This is a genomic window from Streptomyces sp. YKOK-I1 (assembly GCF_054660435.1).
Window position 1 is genome coordinate 352,155 of the sequence record NZ_BAAGDR010000001.1, and the last position, 15,179, is coordinate 367,333.

15 protein-coding genes are annotated in these 15,179 nt (G+C 72.3%); 3 read left to right on the plus strand and 12 right to left on the minus strand.

Annotated features, from left to right (window positions below):
- Positions 1 to 154: 154 nt before the first annotated feature.
- On the plus strand, positions 155 to 346 hold the full coding sequence (locus ACYQ8Q_RS01645; RefSeq protein ID WP_460061079.1) for a hypothetical protein: 192 nt from the start codon (positions 155 to 157) through the stop codon (positions 344 to 346).
- A gap of 120 nt (positions 347 to 466) precedes the next feature.
- Here the strand turns inward: ACYQ8Q_RS01645 and ACYQ8Q_RS01650 are convergent, their stop codons facing one another.
- The 8 genes from ACYQ8Q_RS01650 to ACYQ8Q_RS01685 form a co-directional block, all read right to left on the minus strand.
- On the minus strand, positions 467 to 1,240 hold the full coding sequence (locus ACYQ8Q_RS01650; RefSeq protein WP_460061081.1) for a DUF5995 family protein: 774 nt from the start codon (positions 1,238 to 1,240) through the stop codon (positions 467 to 469).
- A 69-nt stretch (positions 1,241 to 1,309) separates the two neighbouring features.
- Positions 1,310 to 2,557: a cytochrome P450 gene (locus tag ACYQ8Q_RS01655; RefSeq protein WP_460061083.1), complete on the minus strand. Its 1,248-nt coding sequence runs from the start codon at positions 2,555 to 2,557 to the stop codon at positions 1,310 to 1,312.
- Positions 2,558 to 2,576: 19 nt separating this feature from the next.
- Positions 2,577 to 3,659, minus strand: a complete 1,083-nt coding sequence (locus ACYQ8Q_RS01660; RefSeq protein WP_460061085.1) for a fatty acid desaturase — start codon at positions 3,657 to 3,659, stop codon at positions 2,577 to 2,579.
- A 25-nt stretch (positions 3,660 to 3,684) separates the two neighbouring features.
- Positions 3,685 to 3,981, minus strand: coding sequence for an acyl carrier protein (locus ACYQ8Q_RS01665; RefSeq protein WP_460061087.1), 297 nt, complete (start codon positions 3,979 to 3,981; stop codon positions 3,685 to 3,687).
- Positions 3,968 to 4,912, minus strand: a complete 945-nt coding sequence (locus ACYQ8Q_RS01670; protein WP_460061089.1) for an acyl-CoA desaturase — start codon at positions 4,910 to 4,912, stop codon at positions 3,968 to 3,970. Before ACYQ8Q_RS01670 ends, ACYQ8Q_RS01665 begins: the two co-directional genes overlap by 14 nt.
- A 17-nt stretch (positions 4,913 to 4,929) precedes the next feature.
- A complete protein-coding gene (locus ACYQ8Q_RS01675; RefSeq protein ID WP_460061092.1) occupies positions 4,930 to 5,826 on the minus strand; it encodes an acyl-CoA desaturase in 897 nt (298 codons plus the stop codon).
- A complete protein-coding gene (locus ACYQ8Q_RS01680; protein WP_460061095.1) occupies positions 5,816 to 7,624 on the minus strand; it encodes a fatty acyl-AMP ligase in 1,809 nt (602 codons plus the stop codon). The genes ACYQ8Q_RS01675 and ACYQ8Q_RS01680 overlap by 11 nt, the downstream gene beginning before the upstream one ends.
- Positions 7,625 to 7,725: 101 nt before the next feature.
- On the minus strand, positions 7,726 to 8,853 hold the full coding sequence (locus ACYQ8Q_RS01685; RefSeq protein ID WP_460061097.1) for a hypothetical protein: 1,128 nt from the start codon (positions 8,851 to 8,853) through the stop codon (positions 7,726 to 7,728).
- A gap of 355 nt (positions 8,854 to 9,208) precedes the next feature.
- Between ACYQ8Q_RS01685 and ACYQ8Q_RS01690 the strand changes: the two genes are divergently transcribed.
- A complete protein-coding gene (locus tag ACYQ8Q_RS01690) occupies positions 9,209 to 10,405 on the plus strand; it encodes an AAA family ATPase (RefSeq protein ID WP_460061101.1) in 1,197 nt (398 codons plus the stop codon).
- 19 nt (positions 10,406 to 10,424) lie between these two features.
- Positions 10,425 to 11,888, plus strand: coding sequence for a vWA domain-containing protein (locus ACYQ8Q_RS01695; protein ID WP_460061103.1), 1,464 nt, complete (start codon positions 10,425 to 10,427; stop codon positions 11,886 to 11,888).
- A 12-nt stretch (positions 11,889 to 11,900) separates the two neighbouring features.
- Here the strand turns inward: ACYQ8Q_RS01695 and ACYQ8Q_RS01700 are convergent, their stop codons facing one another.
- The 4 genes from ACYQ8Q_RS01700 to ACYQ8Q_RS01715 all read right to left on the minus strand — a co-directional run bounded on the left by ACYQ8Q_RS01700 (position 11,901) and on the right by ACYQ8Q_RS01715 (position 15,173).
- Positions 11,901 to 12,917: an NADPH:quinone reductase gene (locus tag ACYQ8Q_RS01700; protein ID WP_460061105.1), complete on the minus strand. Its 1,017-nt coding sequence runs from the start codon at positions 12,915 to 12,917 to the stop codon at positions 11,901 to 11,903.
- Positions 12,918 to 12,979: 62 nt separating this feature from the next.
- A complete protein-coding gene (locus ACYQ8Q_RS01705) occupies positions 12,980 to 13,873 on the minus strand; it encodes an aldo/keto reductase (RefSeq protein WP_460061107.1) in 894 nt (297 codons plus the stop codon).
- Positions 13,870 to 14,427, minus strand: coding sequence for a TetR/AcrR family transcriptional regulator (locus ACYQ8Q_RS01710; RefSeq protein ID WP_460061109.1), 558 nt, complete (start codon positions 14,425 to 14,427; stop codon positions 13,870 to 13,872). Before ACYQ8Q_RS01710 ends, ACYQ8Q_RS01705 begins: the two co-directional genes overlap by 4 nt.
- 122 nt (positions 14,428 to 14,549) lie before the next feature.
- The gene (locus tag ACYQ8Q_RS01715) at positions 14,550 to 15,173 is read right to left on the minus strand and encodes a helix-turn-helix domain-containing protein (RefSeq protein ID WP_460061111.1); all 624 of its coding nucleotides are present in this window, start codon (positions 15,171 to 15,173) and stop codon (positions 14,550 to 14,552) included.
- Positions 15,174 to 15,179 lie beyond the last annotated feature (6 nt).

The window sequence follows — 15,179 nt, forward strand, 5'->3', positions numbered from 1 at the left end:
CTGGTACCAGGTGTAGCAACGGGCCGGAAAGGACGACCCGTCCGGTGGCGAGGATGGTGACCTCGGTGCACAGGGCGGCGGGGTCGTCCATGCGGTGGGTGGAGAGCACCACGCTCGTGCCCTCGGCGGTGAGCCGGGTGAGGACACGGCGCACATGCCTGGTGAGCAACGCGGCGGCGAGCCGCAGCCGTTGGCGCATGCCGAGGGAGAGGCCGCGGGCCTTGCCGTCGGCGACATCGGTGAGCCCGACCTGGTCGAGCACGTCATCGATCCCGGCGGTCCGCGCGTCCAGGCCGCGCAGCCCGGCGAGCCGGTGAGGTTCTGCCGGGCGGTGAGCGAGAGGTAGAGACCGGGCCCGTCCGCGAAGCCCGCGACCCCGTCGGGACCGGCGAGCGCCCGCTCCTCCGGCGCGCCCAGGACCTCCAGGCGGCCGCTGTCGGGGAGGGCGAAGCCACCCGCCCTTCCGTCACGGGGCGTCGGGCTGCTGCACGGCGCGGTCGAGGTGCTTGATGACGGCCGGCACGTCGTCGCTCTCCGTTCGCCGGATCAGCTCCAGGGCCGGCCGGACGAGCCCGCCCGGGCGCGCTATCAGCCGGGCGAGCACGGCCGCCCTGACGTCGAGCCGCTCGATGGTGGCCTTCTGCTCCGCTTCGTTCTGACCGGCCAGCAGCACGGCGTTGTGCCAGGCCTCCTCGCGGGACCGGCGGACACTGAAGTCGAGGATCCGCTCGTCGGTGCGGGCCCCGACCTGGTCCAGCAGCGACAGGAACGGCGACAGGTCGCCGACGGAGTCCTGCACCGCGAGCACCACCCGTCCCAGGATGTCGTTGATCAGCAGGAAGTCGTGCCGCAGCGCGTGGATGTCCTCGCCCGGGGCGGTGCGCGCGGCCGCGACGGCCAGGTCGAGGTTGATGTGGGCGTTCACGCCGAGCAGCAGGTGCTGGACGATGACGGTGTCGGCGTCGGTGAGCAGGCCGAATGTCCGGCGCCAGCACCGCGGCCCGCTCCGGTCGCGGCGCCAGGCGTCGTACGCGTCGAAGTAGCGGTTGCCGAAGAGCGTGTCGAAACGGTCCATCCGGCCACCGTCCTCGAACAGTCCGGCGTGGATGCCCGTACGGACCTCGACGGTCACCTGCCGGTACAGCGCCGCGAAGTACCCGATGCGGTCCCCCGCGCGGCGGGCCTCCCGCACGATTCCGGCAAGCCCGTCCACGACCTCGTCGATGTTCTCGGCCCTCATGGCCAACTCCCCCTCGTGGTCAGTTCGTTCGAGTCCTGGTTCGAAGAGGCTGCGAAGAGCCCGGGGTGTCTAGGAGCCGAGGGCCACCTCCATCCGGGCGAAGCCGCGGGTCACCAGCTGGTCGCGGTGGGTGGGCGGGGCCGCGAGGGTCATCCGGGGGAAGCGGCGCAGGAGGACGGGTACGGCGGCCTCGACCTGCATCCTGGCGAAGGCGGCGCCCAGGCAGTAGTGCGGGCCGAGGCCGAAGGAGAGCGGCCGGTTGTCCTTGCGGGCGGTGTCGAAGGCCGTCGGGTCGGTGAACCGGCGGGGGTCGCGGTTGGCGGCGGCGAGGACCAGCAGTGCCCTGGATCCGGCGGCGACGTGGTGGCCGTGGAAGTCGATGTCCGTCGCGGCGGCGCGCGTCAGGACGTGGTTCGGCGGGTCGATCCGCAGGGTCTCGGTGATGAAGTCGGCCGCGTACGCGTCGTCGGCGGTCATCCTCCGGCCCTCGGCGGGGTGGTCCAGGGCGAGGCGGACCGTGTTGCCGATCAGGTCGCTGGGGCTCTGCACACCGGCGATGAGGAACATCACCAGGCTGGCGACGAGTTCCTCCTCGCTCAACGCTCCGGCCGCGTCCCGGTCTCGTACCATCGTGCTGATCAGGTCGTCCGCCGGACGGCGTCGGCGTTCCCGTACGAGGTCGGCGAGATAGTCCACCAGGACGTCCATCCCCGCGTCGGCGGGCACCAGTTCGTCGCGGTCGAAGACGGGCTCGAAGGCCGTCGTGGTCGCGGTGACGGCGCCGCGCAGCGGCATGCGGTCGGCCTCGGGGATGCCGAGCAGTTCGCCGGTGACGGTGATCGGGACGCGGGTGGCGAACGCCTCGACCAGGTCGACCGGTGCGCCGTCGCCGCCGTCGAGGGTGGCGAGGTGGGCGGTCCAGCGCTCCGCCGCCTGGACCGCGAGCCGGCGGCGTTCGGCGACCAGGCGCGGCGCGTAGGCCCAGCCGGCGAAGCGTCGCATGCGCTCGTGGTCGGGTGAGTTGCTGAACATCATGATCTTGGTGAAGCACTGCCACGAGGAGTGCTCGTTCATACCGGTCGTCCGGTGCACGGCGGCGTCGGTGACCAGGAAACGGGGGTCGCGCAGGGCGGTGCAGATCTCGTCGTAGCCGAGCACGAGCGTGCCGGCGGGGCCCAGGGGGATCACCGGTCCGAGTCCCCACAGGGCGTCGTAGAGGGGGTAGGGGTGGTGCTTTCCGGCCGGGGTGAACAGCGCGGAGAGGGCCTCGGCCGGGCCCATCACCGGCGGGGCCGGCTCGCGATCGGTTACTGGCATGGCCATGCCTCCATTGAGGTCACTCCGGCTGGTGTCCCGGCGCGTGCTTCGCCGCCTCGAAATCGGTGTAGAAGCCCGCTTCCGTGTCGTACAGGTGCAGGCTGCGCAGGATGCGCCACAGCCGGCCGAGCCCCAGCCGCTCCTCGCGGACCATGCCCGGATGGGCGCTCTTCAGGGCGAGCTGCGCCTTGGGGAGGTTGTAGAACGGGATCGCCGGGGCCACGTGGTGCGCGGTGTGGACGGAGATGTTGTGGGTCAGGAACGACAGCAGCCTCGGATACGCGTAGTCCGTGGTGAGCAGCAGCCGCGCCGCGTTGCGGGTCCAGTGCTGCGAGGTCAGGAAGGGGACGTCGGCCGCGCTGTGGTGCATGAGGGTCGTGGCGCTGAACCACAGATGGGTCATCAGCCAGGGCAGCACGAAGTAGCACAGGAGGCCTCGTACGCCGGTGAACACCACGAGCGAGGACAGGGCGACGACGGCGACGGGCGCGGTGAAGGCGATGGACCGCCACACCTCGCGGCGCATCGAGCGCTTGGGGAAGTAGCCGGGCCGGAAGCCCGACACGAACCAGTAGCGGACCGTCCCGCCCCAGAAGGCCCAGGTGCGGGTGCCCGCGTAGACGGCCTTGGCGAAGGGCGAGAGGCGCTGGTAGGCGTCCGGGGGCAACGGCCGCCAGTCGGTGTCGAGTTCGAGGTTGTTGGTGTACGAGTGATGCAGATTGTGCACATGGCGCCAGGAGTGGTACGGGTACACCAGCGGGAGCAGCGCGAAGCTGCCCACGGCGGTGTTGAGGCGTCGTGACCGGGAGAAGGAGCCGTGGCCGCAGTCGTGCGCGATGCAGTGCATGCCCCAGCCGCCGAGGCCGGCCACGAACCACAGCGGGACGTCGAGCAGCCAGGAGGGCGAGAGCACGACTCCGGTGATCGCGCCCGCGTAGAGGGCGAGGCTCACGGCGAGCCCGAGCAGTCCGCGGGCCGTGCGCGGGGTGAAGTACTCGCGTGGGATCGACTCCGTCAGGTGCCGCCCCTCCAGCGCCCGTGACTTGTCCAGGAACTCCTCGAACCGCCGGTCCGGTCGGGTCGGAATGCCGCTCGCCGCCATGACGTCCTCGCTCCCGCCGTCGCCCTCAGTGGCCGTGCTCCTCGACGAGCCGCCGGCCGAGATGGGCGGCGACGGCGTCGATGGAGGAGTGCTCGTACAACAGGGCGGGCGACAGGCGGAGTTCAACGAACTTCTCCAGCTTTCCGCACATCTGGATGCCGGCGCGGGAGTCGAGCCCGTAGTCCTCGAAGGCCCGGCTCGTGTCGACGGTGGAGGGGTCCACGGAGAGCTTCTCCACCAGGTAGTCGACCATCCAGGCGCGGATGGCCTCCTCGGTGACCGGGCCGTCGGAGGTGCGGGCGTTCTTGTCACGGTGAAACACGGTGGGGCTCCTGTCGTTTCTGGGCTATCCGTGCGGCTGAGGGCTCATGCAGGTTCCATACGATGCGCAGCCGGCCGAGGGCGGTCAGCACCCAGCCGCTGAGGTCGGGCTCCCACCACCGGGTGGCGTGGCGGTAGGACCCGGGAAACGCGTGGTGGTTGTTCTGCAGGCCCTCGCCGAAGGTGAGGACGGCGACCCACCAGTTGTTGGTGCTCCTGTCCCCGTTGTCGAACGGCCGGCTGCCGAAGGCGTGGCAGAGCGAACCGACGCACCACGCGGCCTGGTTGGCGACGAAGATCCGGGCCAGGCCGCCGAACACGAGCCCGGAGAGGGCGGACTGGGCCGTGTGCCCGACGGCGAGGCCGATCGCGGCGGGCAGGACGAGCCCCGCCGTCACCCATGTCGGGTAGAGGCGGTGGTGCAGGACCAGGCGTCGCTCCCGCAGGATGTCCGGCGCGTAGACGGACCACTTCGAGGACTCGTCGCTGAGCATCCACGGCATGTGTGCGTACCACAGGCCGCGCAGCCGGGCCTTGAGGCCGGTGCCGTGCAGGTTGGGCGAGTGCGGGTCGCCCTCGCGGTCGGCGTACTTGTGGTGCCGCCGGTGGGTCGCCACCCAGAACAGCAGCGGGCCCTGCGCGGCCATGGACCCGGCGGCCATCAGGACGTCCTGGAACCAGGGCGAGGTCCTGAACGCCTTGTGGGCGAGGTAGCGGTGCAGCCCGATGGTGACCCCGCCGAGGTGGACGCAGTAGAACACGCCGAACAGGATCAGATCGGTCGCCGTGAACCGCCCGGTGGCCAGCAGGTATCCGGCGGCGACGGTGCCGAGGAGCGGCAGGACCATGGTGGTCAGCGCGGAGAATCTCTTGATCCGCAGGCTTCTCGGGTCGAGCCGGACGATGCCCGCCGGGCCGCTGACAGCCGACATGGTTCCCTCTCCCTCTTCTACCGGTCTTCCCGGGCCGCGCTCGTGCGCGCGGGGTAGCGGACGTCCGACACCAGTCCCGCTCGGTCCAGCAGGCCGATGACCCCGCCGGTGAGGTCGAGCTGCCAGAACCGGTGCCGGTTGTGTGCCAGCGACGGCTGGGAGTGGTGGTTGTTGTGCCAGGATCCGCCGACCGAGACCGGCGCGAGCACGGCGAGGTTCTGGCTGGAGTCCCGGGTGGCGTACGGGCGGCGGCCCCAGGTGTGTCCCAGGGAGTTGACCGTCCACGTCACATGGTCGAGGACGAACATGCGGGCGAATCCGCCCCACAGAAGGCCGCCGAGCGCGTCCACGGGGCGGCCGGTCACCGCCCAGCCGACGCCGGCCGGCAGGGCCAGCCCCAGGGCGATCCAGCCGAGGTAGTAGCGGTCAATGGTGTGGACATGGCGGTTGCGCAGCAGGTCGGGGACGAATTTCGCCCAGCCCTCCCGCCGGACGGTGAACAGCCATCCGACATGGCCGTGCCACAGGCCGCGCAGCACGGCCAGCCGCCCCTCCCCCAGCGGGCGCGGCGAGTGCGGGTCGCCGTCCCGGTCGGCGAAGGCGTGGTGCTTGCGGTGCACCGACACCCAGAACAGGATCGGTCCCTGCGCCGCCATGCTGCCGGTGATGCCCCACAGGAAGGTCAGCACCGGGCCGGCGGAGAACGAGCGGTGCGAGAAGAACCGGTGCAGCCCGCCCTCGACACCGAGCGAGGTGACGAGGTACATGCCGGTGAACAGGCCGAAGTGCAGCCATGACCAGCCGTGGTGGACGGTGAAGAGGACCGCGGCCGCGAAACCGGCCGTGGATCCGCCGACCGTGGCCCAGGCGAGCGCCGACGCGCGGTGGTCCTTCGGCGGGGCTTCAGTGGTCATGGTGCGGCTCCCCGTCTCCGGAGGCGTCGTCGGTGGGTACGAGGACGCTGCCCAGGGTGCGCTCCGGATACGCCGCCCGTGCCTCCGCCCGGCGGATCTTGCCGCTGGTGGTCAGGGGAATGGTGCCGATCCGTACGAGGTGCACTCCGGCCGGCCGGACGCCGTGCTCGGCGGCCACCGCCGCCAGCAACCTGCCGTGCAGAGCGTCGAGTTCGGCCCGGGGCAGGCGGCTGTCGCGTACTTCGGCGACCACCACGACCTGTTCCTCGGACGTGCCCCGCACCGCGAAGACGACCGAGCGGTGGACGCAGGGGTCGGCGCGGTCGACCGTGCGCTCGATGTCCTGGGGGTAGAGGTTGCGTCCGGCGACCACGAGCAGTCCGCTGATCCGGCCGGTGACGAAGAGTTCACCGTCGCGCAGATAGCCGAGGTCGCCGGTCCGCAGATACGTCCTCGCCGTGTCGCCGTGCCGGTCCGCGCGGTCGGCGGGTGTCGCGCCGAACACCCTCGTGGTCGGCCCGGGTCTGCCGTGGTAGCCGACGGCCACGTGGGGCCCGTGGACCCAGATCTCCCCGACCGTGCCGTCGGCCGGCACCTGTCCGGAGTCGGGATCGACGACCAGGAGTTCATGGCCTTCCGCCGGGGCTCCGCACCCGACAACGGGCACCGTGTCGCCCTCCGCGTTCCCCTCGGCCCCGCATGCGCGCGGGTCCCGGGTGACCGCCCGGCCGCGCGACAGCGCCTCGCGGTCCACCCACTCGACGCTCAGGTCGGTCCCGGGCGCCTTGGCCGTCACGAGAAGCGTGGCCTCGGCGAGCCCGTAGCAGGGGATCAGCGTGCGCTCCCGGTAGCCCAGGGGTGCGAACCGCTTGCGGAAGGCGTCGAGCGTGTCGAGCGCGATCGGCTCGGAGCCGCAGAAGACCTGCCGGAGCGACGACAGGTCCACGCCGGCCAGGTCCTCGTCGTCCACGGTGTCCGCGCAGAGCTGGAAGGCGAAGTTCGGCGCGACGGTGATGGTCACCCGGTGCTCGGTGATCGCCCGGAGCCAGCGGGCCGGCTGCTGGACGAAGTGCTCCGGCGTCATCATCAGCAGCGGCCAGCCGCCATGCAGCGCCAGCATGATGGTCCCGATGAGTCCCATGTCGTGGTACGGCGGCAACCAGGTCAGTCCGACACGATCGTCCTCCACGCCGATGTGCCCGCCGAGGGAACGGCAGTTGCTCATCAGGTTGGCGTGCGTCAGCTCGACGCCCTTCGGGTCACCGGTCGAGCCGGACGAGTACTGGATGAGCGCCGTGCCGGCCGGCCGCACCGGGTCGTCGGAGGCCGTCGTGCCCTGCGCGGGAGGTAAGTCGTCCAGCGGGATCACGGGGGGCGGCATGTCCCCGCCGACCGTCACCCCGGCGAATCGGCGCTCGTGCCGGGAGTCGGCCAGAATCGCGCCCGGCGCACAGTCGGCCAGGATGGAGCGCAGCCGGGTCACAGCCCGCCGGTTGGTCGGAGGCGAGGCCGGGACGACCGTCGCACCGGCCTGGAGTACGCCCAACAGCCCCGCCACGAAGGGCAGTCCGGGCCGACCTGCCAGCACGACCCGGCCGCCGTCGTGTCCTGCGGCCCGTAACCGCGCCGCCACGGCGTCCGCCTGCCGCCGCAGATCCGCGTAGGTCCATGTCTCGACCCGGTCGCTCGTCCCCTCGGCCAGAAAGCGGAAGGCCGGGCGGTGAGGCGTCGATCGGGCCCGGGCCGCGAGGACGTCGGTGAGGGTCGCATCCGGCCGGGGCACGGTCTCCTGTTTCACCGAACCCCTTCCCAGAGCCGCCGGGTGGGGGCGCTCCCACTTCAGAGGACAGCAGTCGATCAAGTGAGGCCGACACTGTAACTTCTTCAACTACCGCTTGACTACACGTCGTCCCGGCGCCAGGTGCGGCCGCTGTCGCCGGAGATCCACAGCCCCTCGCCCTCGACCAGGTCGTACGTCGACGTCGTCGCGTCCACGATGCCGTAGAGGGTGGTGCCGGCGACGGTGAGCGAGGTGAACGCCTCCGGTGTGCTCAGTTGGCGGAAGGCGCTGTTGGTGCGGTCGTCGGCGAGCCAGTAGGGGCCGCCTTCCTCGCCGACGAGCAGCCGCCCGTCCGTGAGGGACTCCAGGACCAGCGATTCGGGGCCGTTCTTCAGGTCCTTCCAGGGGATGCCGGCGTCGAGGACCGTCCGCCAGTGCCCGCCGTCGTCCGTGGTGAGCAGCAGACCGCGCACCCGCTCGCCCCGGACGAGGGACACCGCCGCGGTGCCGCCGCCCGCCGCGAGGACGCCGGCTGTGTACGGCTTCGGGACGGCGGTGGTGCCGAGGGTGCGGCCCTCGCGCTGCCGTACGACGCGTCCCGGTGTGTCGGTCAGGGGCTGGTCCAGGCTCCAGACCGTGCCCCGCTCGTCGACGGCGAGGCCGACGGCGTCGTCCGGCACCGCGGCCGGGGGCGCCACGGTGCGCGTGGCCGGGCGGTAGACGAGGAACGGCTCCACGTCCTGGAGCAGGATGTCGTCGGCGCGGGTGGGCAACGAGGTCCCGGCGGCGACGATCCTGTGCCGCTCGCCGTCCGTGTCGAGGGCGTACGATCCCGCCGGATCCTCCCCCGGCGGCACCCGTACGAAGCCGTCGCCCGCCGCCTGGAACGAGGCCGGTGTGTCCTCCGCGTCCGTGTGTTCCGCGTGCTCGGCGACGGTACGGCCGTCGGGGTCCACGATCCGCCAGGCGAAGGCGGCCGGACCCTCGTCGTCCTCGACGTTTCCGGCGTCGTACGTCAGGAGCAGCGAGCCGTCGTCGGCGCGCACCACGCGCGCGGGCGCGCCGGCCGCCTCGATCACCTCGGCGGGGCGCGGGTGCGGCTCTTCGATCACCCGCCTGTACCGCGTCTCCCGGTCCTCCGAGCCCCCGCCGCCGCCGGCCGTGCCGCAGGCGGTCAGCGCCAACGCCGCGCTCCCCGCGGCCACCAGCCCGACCGACCGTCTCCCGTGCTCCCTCAGCCACCCCATCGACACATCCTGACATGAGCCGGCGGCAGCATTGACGGGTCGCCCCCGGGGCCGGTCATTCGATGCGGAAACCGCCGAAGGCGCGCGCGGAAGGCGGCGAAGTCCGCGACGTTCCGGGCGGCGAACCCGTGGTGCCGGTCGAGCGGTTCGACGGTCCCAGGGCTTGTCGAGTCCGTACGGCACGACCCGGCCGGAGACCACGGCGTGCGCGACGGCCTGTACTGAGCGGCGGGCGGGGACCTTCCCGAGATCGCCCCGGAATCGCGCCATCGCCCGCATCCACCGCCCACTTCGTCATAGCTTCGAGTCGGGCAGGAATCTCTCGGCCGTCCAACAGGCCGGAATCAGCAAGGAGTTGAGCGTGGAAGCACAGGACACCGCCAAGCGGCTGCGGGCGATCGGCGACGAGCTGGCGGACCGCTTCTACGAGCGGGCCGACGTCGTACGGACGCTGGTGGTCGCCCTCCTGGCCGGCCGGCACTCGCTGGTGCTCGGTCCGCCAGGAACCGCGAAGTCCGAGCTGGCAAGGGAGCTCACGGGCAGGATCGAGGGGGCGGCCTACTGGGAGATCCTCCTGTCGAAGTTCACCGCCCCGACACGGATGTTCGGCCCCATCGACGTCGCCGCCCTCGCCCGGGGCGAGTACCGCCAGGTCTACGAGGGCCGTGCCACCACCGCGCACGTCGCGTTCATCGACGAGATCTTCAAGTGCTCCACCGCGGCGCTGAACGAGACCCTGGGCTACCTCAACGAGCGGCTCTACCACCCCGAGAACGGCGGCGAGCCCATCCGCTGTCCCCTGATCGGCGCGATCACCGCGAGCAACGAACTGCCCGGCGAACAGGACGCGTCCGCCCTCTACGACCGCCTGCTGGTGCGGATCGAGGTCGGCTACCTCGAAGACCCCTCGAACTTCGCCGCACTGGTCCGCTCCGCCGTGAGCCGCCCGGTGTCACCGACCCGCACCACCGTGGACCTGGCCGCGCTCCAGCATGCCGTGACCGAGGCCGTCCCGGCCGTCGAGGTCCCCGACAGCATCGTGGACGCGGTGTGCACGCTGCGGGCCGCCCTGCGCCGCAGGGAACTCATCGCCTCCGACCGCCGCTGGCGCCAGGCGGTCGGCCTGCTCCAGGCGTCCGCCTACCTCGACGGCCGCGAGGCGGTCGGCGAGACCGATCTGCCCGTGCTCACCCACGTGTTGTGGGACACCCCAGCCCAACGCCCCACGGTCGAGCGCGAAGTGCTGCACCTGGTCAACCCCGACGCCAAGGAGGCACTCGACCTGGCCGACACCATCGACGAACTGGAGGCCCAACTCGACGCCATGGCGGGCCAGTCCCGGGAGGCCCTGAGCGAATGGGTCATCAAGAAGGCCCACAACAAGCTCGCCACGGCGGGAAAGCGGCTGGAGACCCTGCGCCAGGAGGCAGCCAGAGCGGGCCGTTCCACCACCGCCATCGACCGCGTCACCGGCCGTCAGCGCGCCGTCCGCGCCCGTGTCCTGACCGAGGCCCTCGGCGTGGACGCGAGCACGGTCCAGGCCCAGCTCTGACCCCACCGGAAACAGGACCATGAACACCGCTCCCACGCGTCACACCACTGCCGTGGTCGCCGACCGGTTCGACCGGATGACCTGGCGCGACACGTACGAACAGTCGGCCGCGCTGCGCGACCTGGCCCAGGAACTCCACACGCGCCACGAGCACGCCGTCGACCTCCTGACCGACACGTTCCTGGCCGCGTACAAGGCCGCCCCGCGGGTGCGCGAGCCCGCCGAGATGGACCCCGGCCGACTGGTCAACCACCAGATCGTCACCGCGCTGACCGAGGCGCCGCAGTTCACCGAGTTGCGCCGGGAGACGGCCGGCGACCCCTACGCCGCCGCCATGGCCGTCCTCGCCCAGGCGGCGGCGCTGCGCCGCATGCTGGAGCACTCCCGACCCGCACAGGAACAGGCCCAGCAGCCACATCAGGCTTCGCGGAGCGCCGACGGCACGGCAACGGCCCTGGACGTGGACCTACGGCCGACCGCCGAGCCGACCGACCGGCGGGCCGCGCAGGCCCTCGCCGCGGCGGCCCCCGGCATCCGTGCCGCCGCCCGCGCCGCGACCGCGCAGGCCGCCGAAGCCGTCCGCGGAGAGGCCACCCTGATGCGGGCCTGGGGCGTCGCCCCCGCCGCACTGCGACGGATCCCCTTCGGACAGCGGGCCCGGCTCGCCGAGCGGCTGCGCACCGGCCGCCTGGCCCGGTGGGCCGAACTGATCGGCCGCTTCCGCCTGATGGCCGACGGCGAACGCGCCCGCAAGGTGGAGAACACCACCGGGGAACTCGTCGGCGTCACCCTCGGCGACGACCTCTCCCGCGTCATCCCCTCCGAACTGGCCGGCCTCGGACTGCCCGAGCTGCGCGCGGTGTTCGCCGCGCGGTACGCCGCCGGGGAGCTGATGCTCTACGACAGCCAGGGCGAGCAGGTCACCGGGCGGGGCGCCGTCATCGTGTGCGTGGACACCTCGCACTCCATGTACGAGGAAGGGCCCGGCGGAGTCACCCGGGAGGCGTGGGCCAAGGCGTGCGCGCTGGCGCTGCTCGACCAGGCCCGTCACTCGGGGCGCGACTTCGCCGGCATCCTCTTCTCCGCGCCCGGCAAGCTCCGGGTCTTCCGCTTCCCGGCCGACGAGCCCGCCGCCACCGACCGGGTCCTCGACTTCGCGGAGACCTTCCTCGGCGGCGGAACCAGCTATGAGACACCGCTGACGGCGGCCGCCGACCTGCTGGAGACGGAGTTCGACGACACCGCCCGTACCCGCGGCGACATCGTGATGATCACCGACGTCGACTGCGGAGTCACCGAGGAGTGGACGCGGACCTGGAACGAGGCCAAACGACGGCTCGGCTTCCGGCTCTTCGGCGTGGCCGTCGGCACTCCGCGCACGGCCGAGGCCGACTCGGTGCTCGAAGCCCTGTGCGACAACCTCCGCTCCGTCGACGACTTCACCGACGTCCACGCCGCCGCCGACCTCTTCCGGGCGATCTAGGGCATGTCCGGGTCAGGGCGTGACGTCCACCAGGACCTTGCCGACCGTGCCGCTCTGCACGGCCCGGTGTGCGTCGGCGGTGCGGTCGAGCGGGAAGCGGACCAGGGGCAGACCATGGGCCTCGCCCACCGGCAGGGCGCCGTCCCGGACCGCCGCGGTCACGTCCTCGACGGCCGCCGCACGGGCCTGCGGTCCGGCCGTGTAGAGGACCACGAACTGGAGGCGCGCGTTCAGCGCCATGGTCCGCATCACGTCCAGCTCGACGGGCCGGCCGCCGTCGTTGGCGTACGTCGCGATCGTGCCGCGGGTCCGCAGCACCGCCAGGTCCAGTGCGAGGTTCGCGCCGAGAGCCACCTCGGCGACGATGTCGACACCGTCCGGGGCGATCGCGCGGATCTCGGCGGCCGGGTCGCCCGCGCGGTAGTCGACCACATGATGAGCGCCCGCCGCCGTCGCGAGCACGGCCTTCCCCGGGCCGCTGACGGTGCCGATCACGGTGGCGCCGGCCCATCGGGCGAGCTGGATCACCGCGTGCCCGACCGCCCCGGCGCCGCCCGCGGCGAGCACCACCCTGCCGTCGAGCGCCCCGGGCCGCAGTCGGCGCGGTCCGTCCTCGGCGACGGTGAGCGCACGGTGCGCGGTGAGCGCGGGGACGCCGAGTGCCGCGCCGACGTCGAAACCGGCCTGGTCGGGCAGCGTCACGGCGAGTTCGGCGGGCACGACCGTGAACTCGGCGGCGGTCCCGGTGGGGCGTCCCGCGGCGGCCAGGAACACCCAGACCCGCTGTCCGACCCGGCTCCGGTCCACCCCCTCCCCCACGGCGTCGATCGTGCCGGCGCCGTCGAGGTGCGGGGTGACCTCCGCGAACCCCGGGGGGAGGGGCTGGGAACGGGCCTTCCAGTCGGTGGGGTTGACCCCGGACACGGCGACCCGGACGCGTACCTCGCCGGGGCCGGGCACGGGCAGGTCGCGGTCGACGAGCCGGAGGACTTCGGGGCCGCCGTGGTCACGGTAGACAATCGCTTTCATGGTCCGTTCTGATCCGTTCTCATCCGGGTGCGAAGACTTGGGTGGGCGCAACACTTCGGGCGTCAGCCGATGGGGACCTCGGTGGAACGGGACTCGACGGCATCGAGGGCGGCCAGGGTCGCGCCGTCGAGGGTGATCCGGCCGGCCGCCATGTTGGCCTCGAGGTGGGCGGCGTCGGCGGTGCCGGGGATGAGCAGGACGTGCGGGGCGTGGTGCAGCAGCCAGGCCAGTCCGATCTGGGCGGGCGTGACGCCCAGGGCCTCGGCCGCGGTGTGCACGGCGGGCTCGTCGGTCGCCTTGGGCAGGCCGGGGAAGGCGCCGCCGAGCGGGAAGTACGGCACCCAGGCGATGCCCTCGGCCGCGCACAGCCGCAACAGGTCCTCGTCGTCGCGGGAGACGACACTGTAGGCGTTCTGGACACAGACGATGCCGGCCGGAAGGGCGCGGCGCAGGATGTCGGGGGGGACGCTGCTCAGGCCGATCGCTCCGATCTTGCCCTCGTCGCGCAGGGCGGTCATGACCGCGAGCTGGTCGTCGAGGTCGACCACCTGGTCGCCCTCGGGGCGCAGACCGGGGCCGGAGTCGAGGCGGCGGAGGTTGACGACCGGGAGCCGGTCGACGCCGAGGCCGCGCAGGTTGTCCTCGACACTGGCGCGGAGCTGCTCGGGGCGCTGGGCCGGCTTCAGCGGCAGGGGGCCGTCGGGGTCGGGGTCGGCGCCGACCTTGGTGACCACCAGGACGTCGTCCTCGGGGCGCAGCGCCTCGCGGATCACGCCGTTGACGAAACCGAAGCCGTAGAACGCCGCCGTGTCCACATGGTCGACGCCCAGGTCGACGGCGCGGCGCAGGAGGGCGACGGCGTCCTCGCGGCGGTCGTGCAGGCGCTCCAGCTGGAGGGCGCCGTAGCCGACGCGTAAGACGGTGCGGCCGGCGAACGCGGCGCTCGGGGTGGTCATGACGGTGTCTCCTCGGTCGGTGTCCGGAGGGCGGTGTACAGCAGTTCGGCCTGGTAGAGGGCCATGACCCGGTGGGCGATCGGGGCGGCGCGCTCCCGGGCCCCGGCGGGCTCGGCGTTTTCGACCTTGACCAGCCAGGCGGTGACGCAGTCGTGGAGCATCGCGCGCATCCGGTCGGTCATGTCGACGACGATGTCGCGGACGGCGGGGTTGGTGGTGGCCTCGCCCCAGGTCTGCACGCCGACCCGGGCGGCCGCGGGGTCGATCGCGGCGGTCAGCCGGGCGAGCAGTTCGCCGGGGTCGGGCGGGGTGTCGCTCGCGGCGTACGCGCCGAGGACCCTGGCGCGCTCGGCGAGCACCTCGCGGGCGGTGGCCTGGATCAGATCGGCCTTGTTGCGGTAGTGGGCGTAGATGGAGCCGGCCGAGAGCCCGGACTCGGCGGTGATGTCGGCGATCGAGGTCCGCTCCAGGCCGTTGCGGCCGAAGCAGCGCACGGCGGCCTCCGTGATCTGTGCGCGCCGGAGTTCCTTGCGCGCCTCGGTGAGCCGGGGCATCACGACCCTCCCTCAAAAAGAACGACGGTTCTGCTTGTAAGGCCTACAAGACCCTACAAGAAGAACCGTCGTCGCTATGTTTATGGCGGGCCGTCAGGCCGACGCCGCTGGTCGGCGATCTGTCAGTGGTGCGGGCTGTCGCCGAAGGCGGTCACGGTGAGGAAGCGGATCGGGAGTTCGACGAGGTGCTCGGGGCCGTGCGGGGCCTCGCCGTCGAACTGGAGGGCGTCGCCGGGGCGCAGGGTGTAGCGGGAGCTGCCGTGGCCGTAGACCATGGCGCCCTCCAGCATGTAGAGGATCTCGGTGCCCGCGTGCTGGAAGAGCGGGAAGACCTCGCTCCGCTCGGTCAGGGTGACCAGAAGGGCGTCCATCCGTTTGTGGGCGCCCCTGAGCGAGCCGAGCTGGGCGTACTCGTGACCGACACGGGTGCCGCGCCGCACGATGCGGGCCCCGTGGCCGGCGGGGACGAAGACCGCCTCGCGTTCGTCGTCCAGGCCTCGGAACAGGGCGGTGACCGGGACGTCGAGGCCGCGGGCGAGACGGGACAGGGTGGTGAGGCTGCATGCCGTCTGGGCGTTCTCGATCTTCGACAGCATGGCCTTGGAGATGCCGATGCGCTGGGCCATCTCCCCGACCGAGAGCCCGGTGGCCTGCCGGTATTCTCGGGTCCTGGTCGCGATGATCCGCTCCAGCGCCTTGTCGTCGGCGTCCGCCGGCCCCGCCGGCTGCTCGTCGTGCTCGGTCACCGGCGC

What these genes read in the sequence shown, in the direction of transcription:
- ACYQ8Q_RS01645 (WP_460061079.1), top strand. Translation starts at nt 155, where the DNA reads ATGCCTGGTGAGCAACGCGGCGGCGAGCCGCAGCCGTTGGCGCATGCC.
- ACYQ8Q_RS01650 (WP_460061081.1), bottom strand. Translation starts at nt 1,240, where the DNA reads ATGAGGGCCGAGAACATCGACGAGGTCGTGGACGGGCTTGCCGGAATC.
- ACYQ8Q_RS01655 (WP_460061083.1), bottom strand. Translation starts at nt 2,557, where the DNA reads ATGCCAGTAACCGATCGCGAGCCGGCCCCGCCGGTGATGGGCCCGGCC.
- ACYQ8Q_RS01660 (WP_460061085.1), bottom strand. Translation starts at nt 3,659, where the DNA reads ATGGCGGCGAGCGGCATTCCGACCCGACCGGACCGGCGGTTCGAGGAG.
- ACYQ8Q_RS01670 (WP_460061089.1), bottom strand. Translation starts at nt 4,912, where the DNA reads ATGTCGGCTGTCAGCGGCCCGGCGGGCATCGTCCGGCTCGACCCGAGA.
- ACYQ8Q_RS01675 (WP_460061092.1), bottom strand. Translation starts at nt 5,826, where the DNA reads ATGACCACTGAAGCCCCGCCGAAGGACCACCGCGCGTCGGCGCTCGCC.
- ACYQ8Q_RS01685 (WP_460061097.1), bottom strand. Translation starts at nt 8,853, where the DNA reads ATGGGGTGGCTGAGGGAGCACGGGAGACGGTCGGTCGGGCTGGTGGCC.
- ACYQ8Q_RS01695 (WP_460061103.1), top strand. Translation starts at nt 10,425, where the DNA reads ATGAACACCGCTCCCACGCGTCACACCACTGCCGTGGTCGCCGACCGG.
- ACYQ8Q_RS01700 (WP_460061105.1), bottom strand. Translation starts at nt 12,917, where the DNA reads ATGAAAGCGATTGTCTACCGTGACCACGGCGGCCCCGAAGTCCTCCGG.
- ACYQ8Q_RS01705 (WP_460061107.1), bottom strand. Translation starts at nt 13,873, where the DNA reads ATGACCACCCCGAGCGCCGCGTTCGCCGGCCGCACCGTCTTACGCGTC.
- ACYQ8Q_RS01710 (WP_460061109.1), bottom strand. Translation starts at nt 14,427, where the DNA reads ATGCCCCGGCTCACCGAGGCGCGCAAGGAACTCCGGCGCGCACAGATC.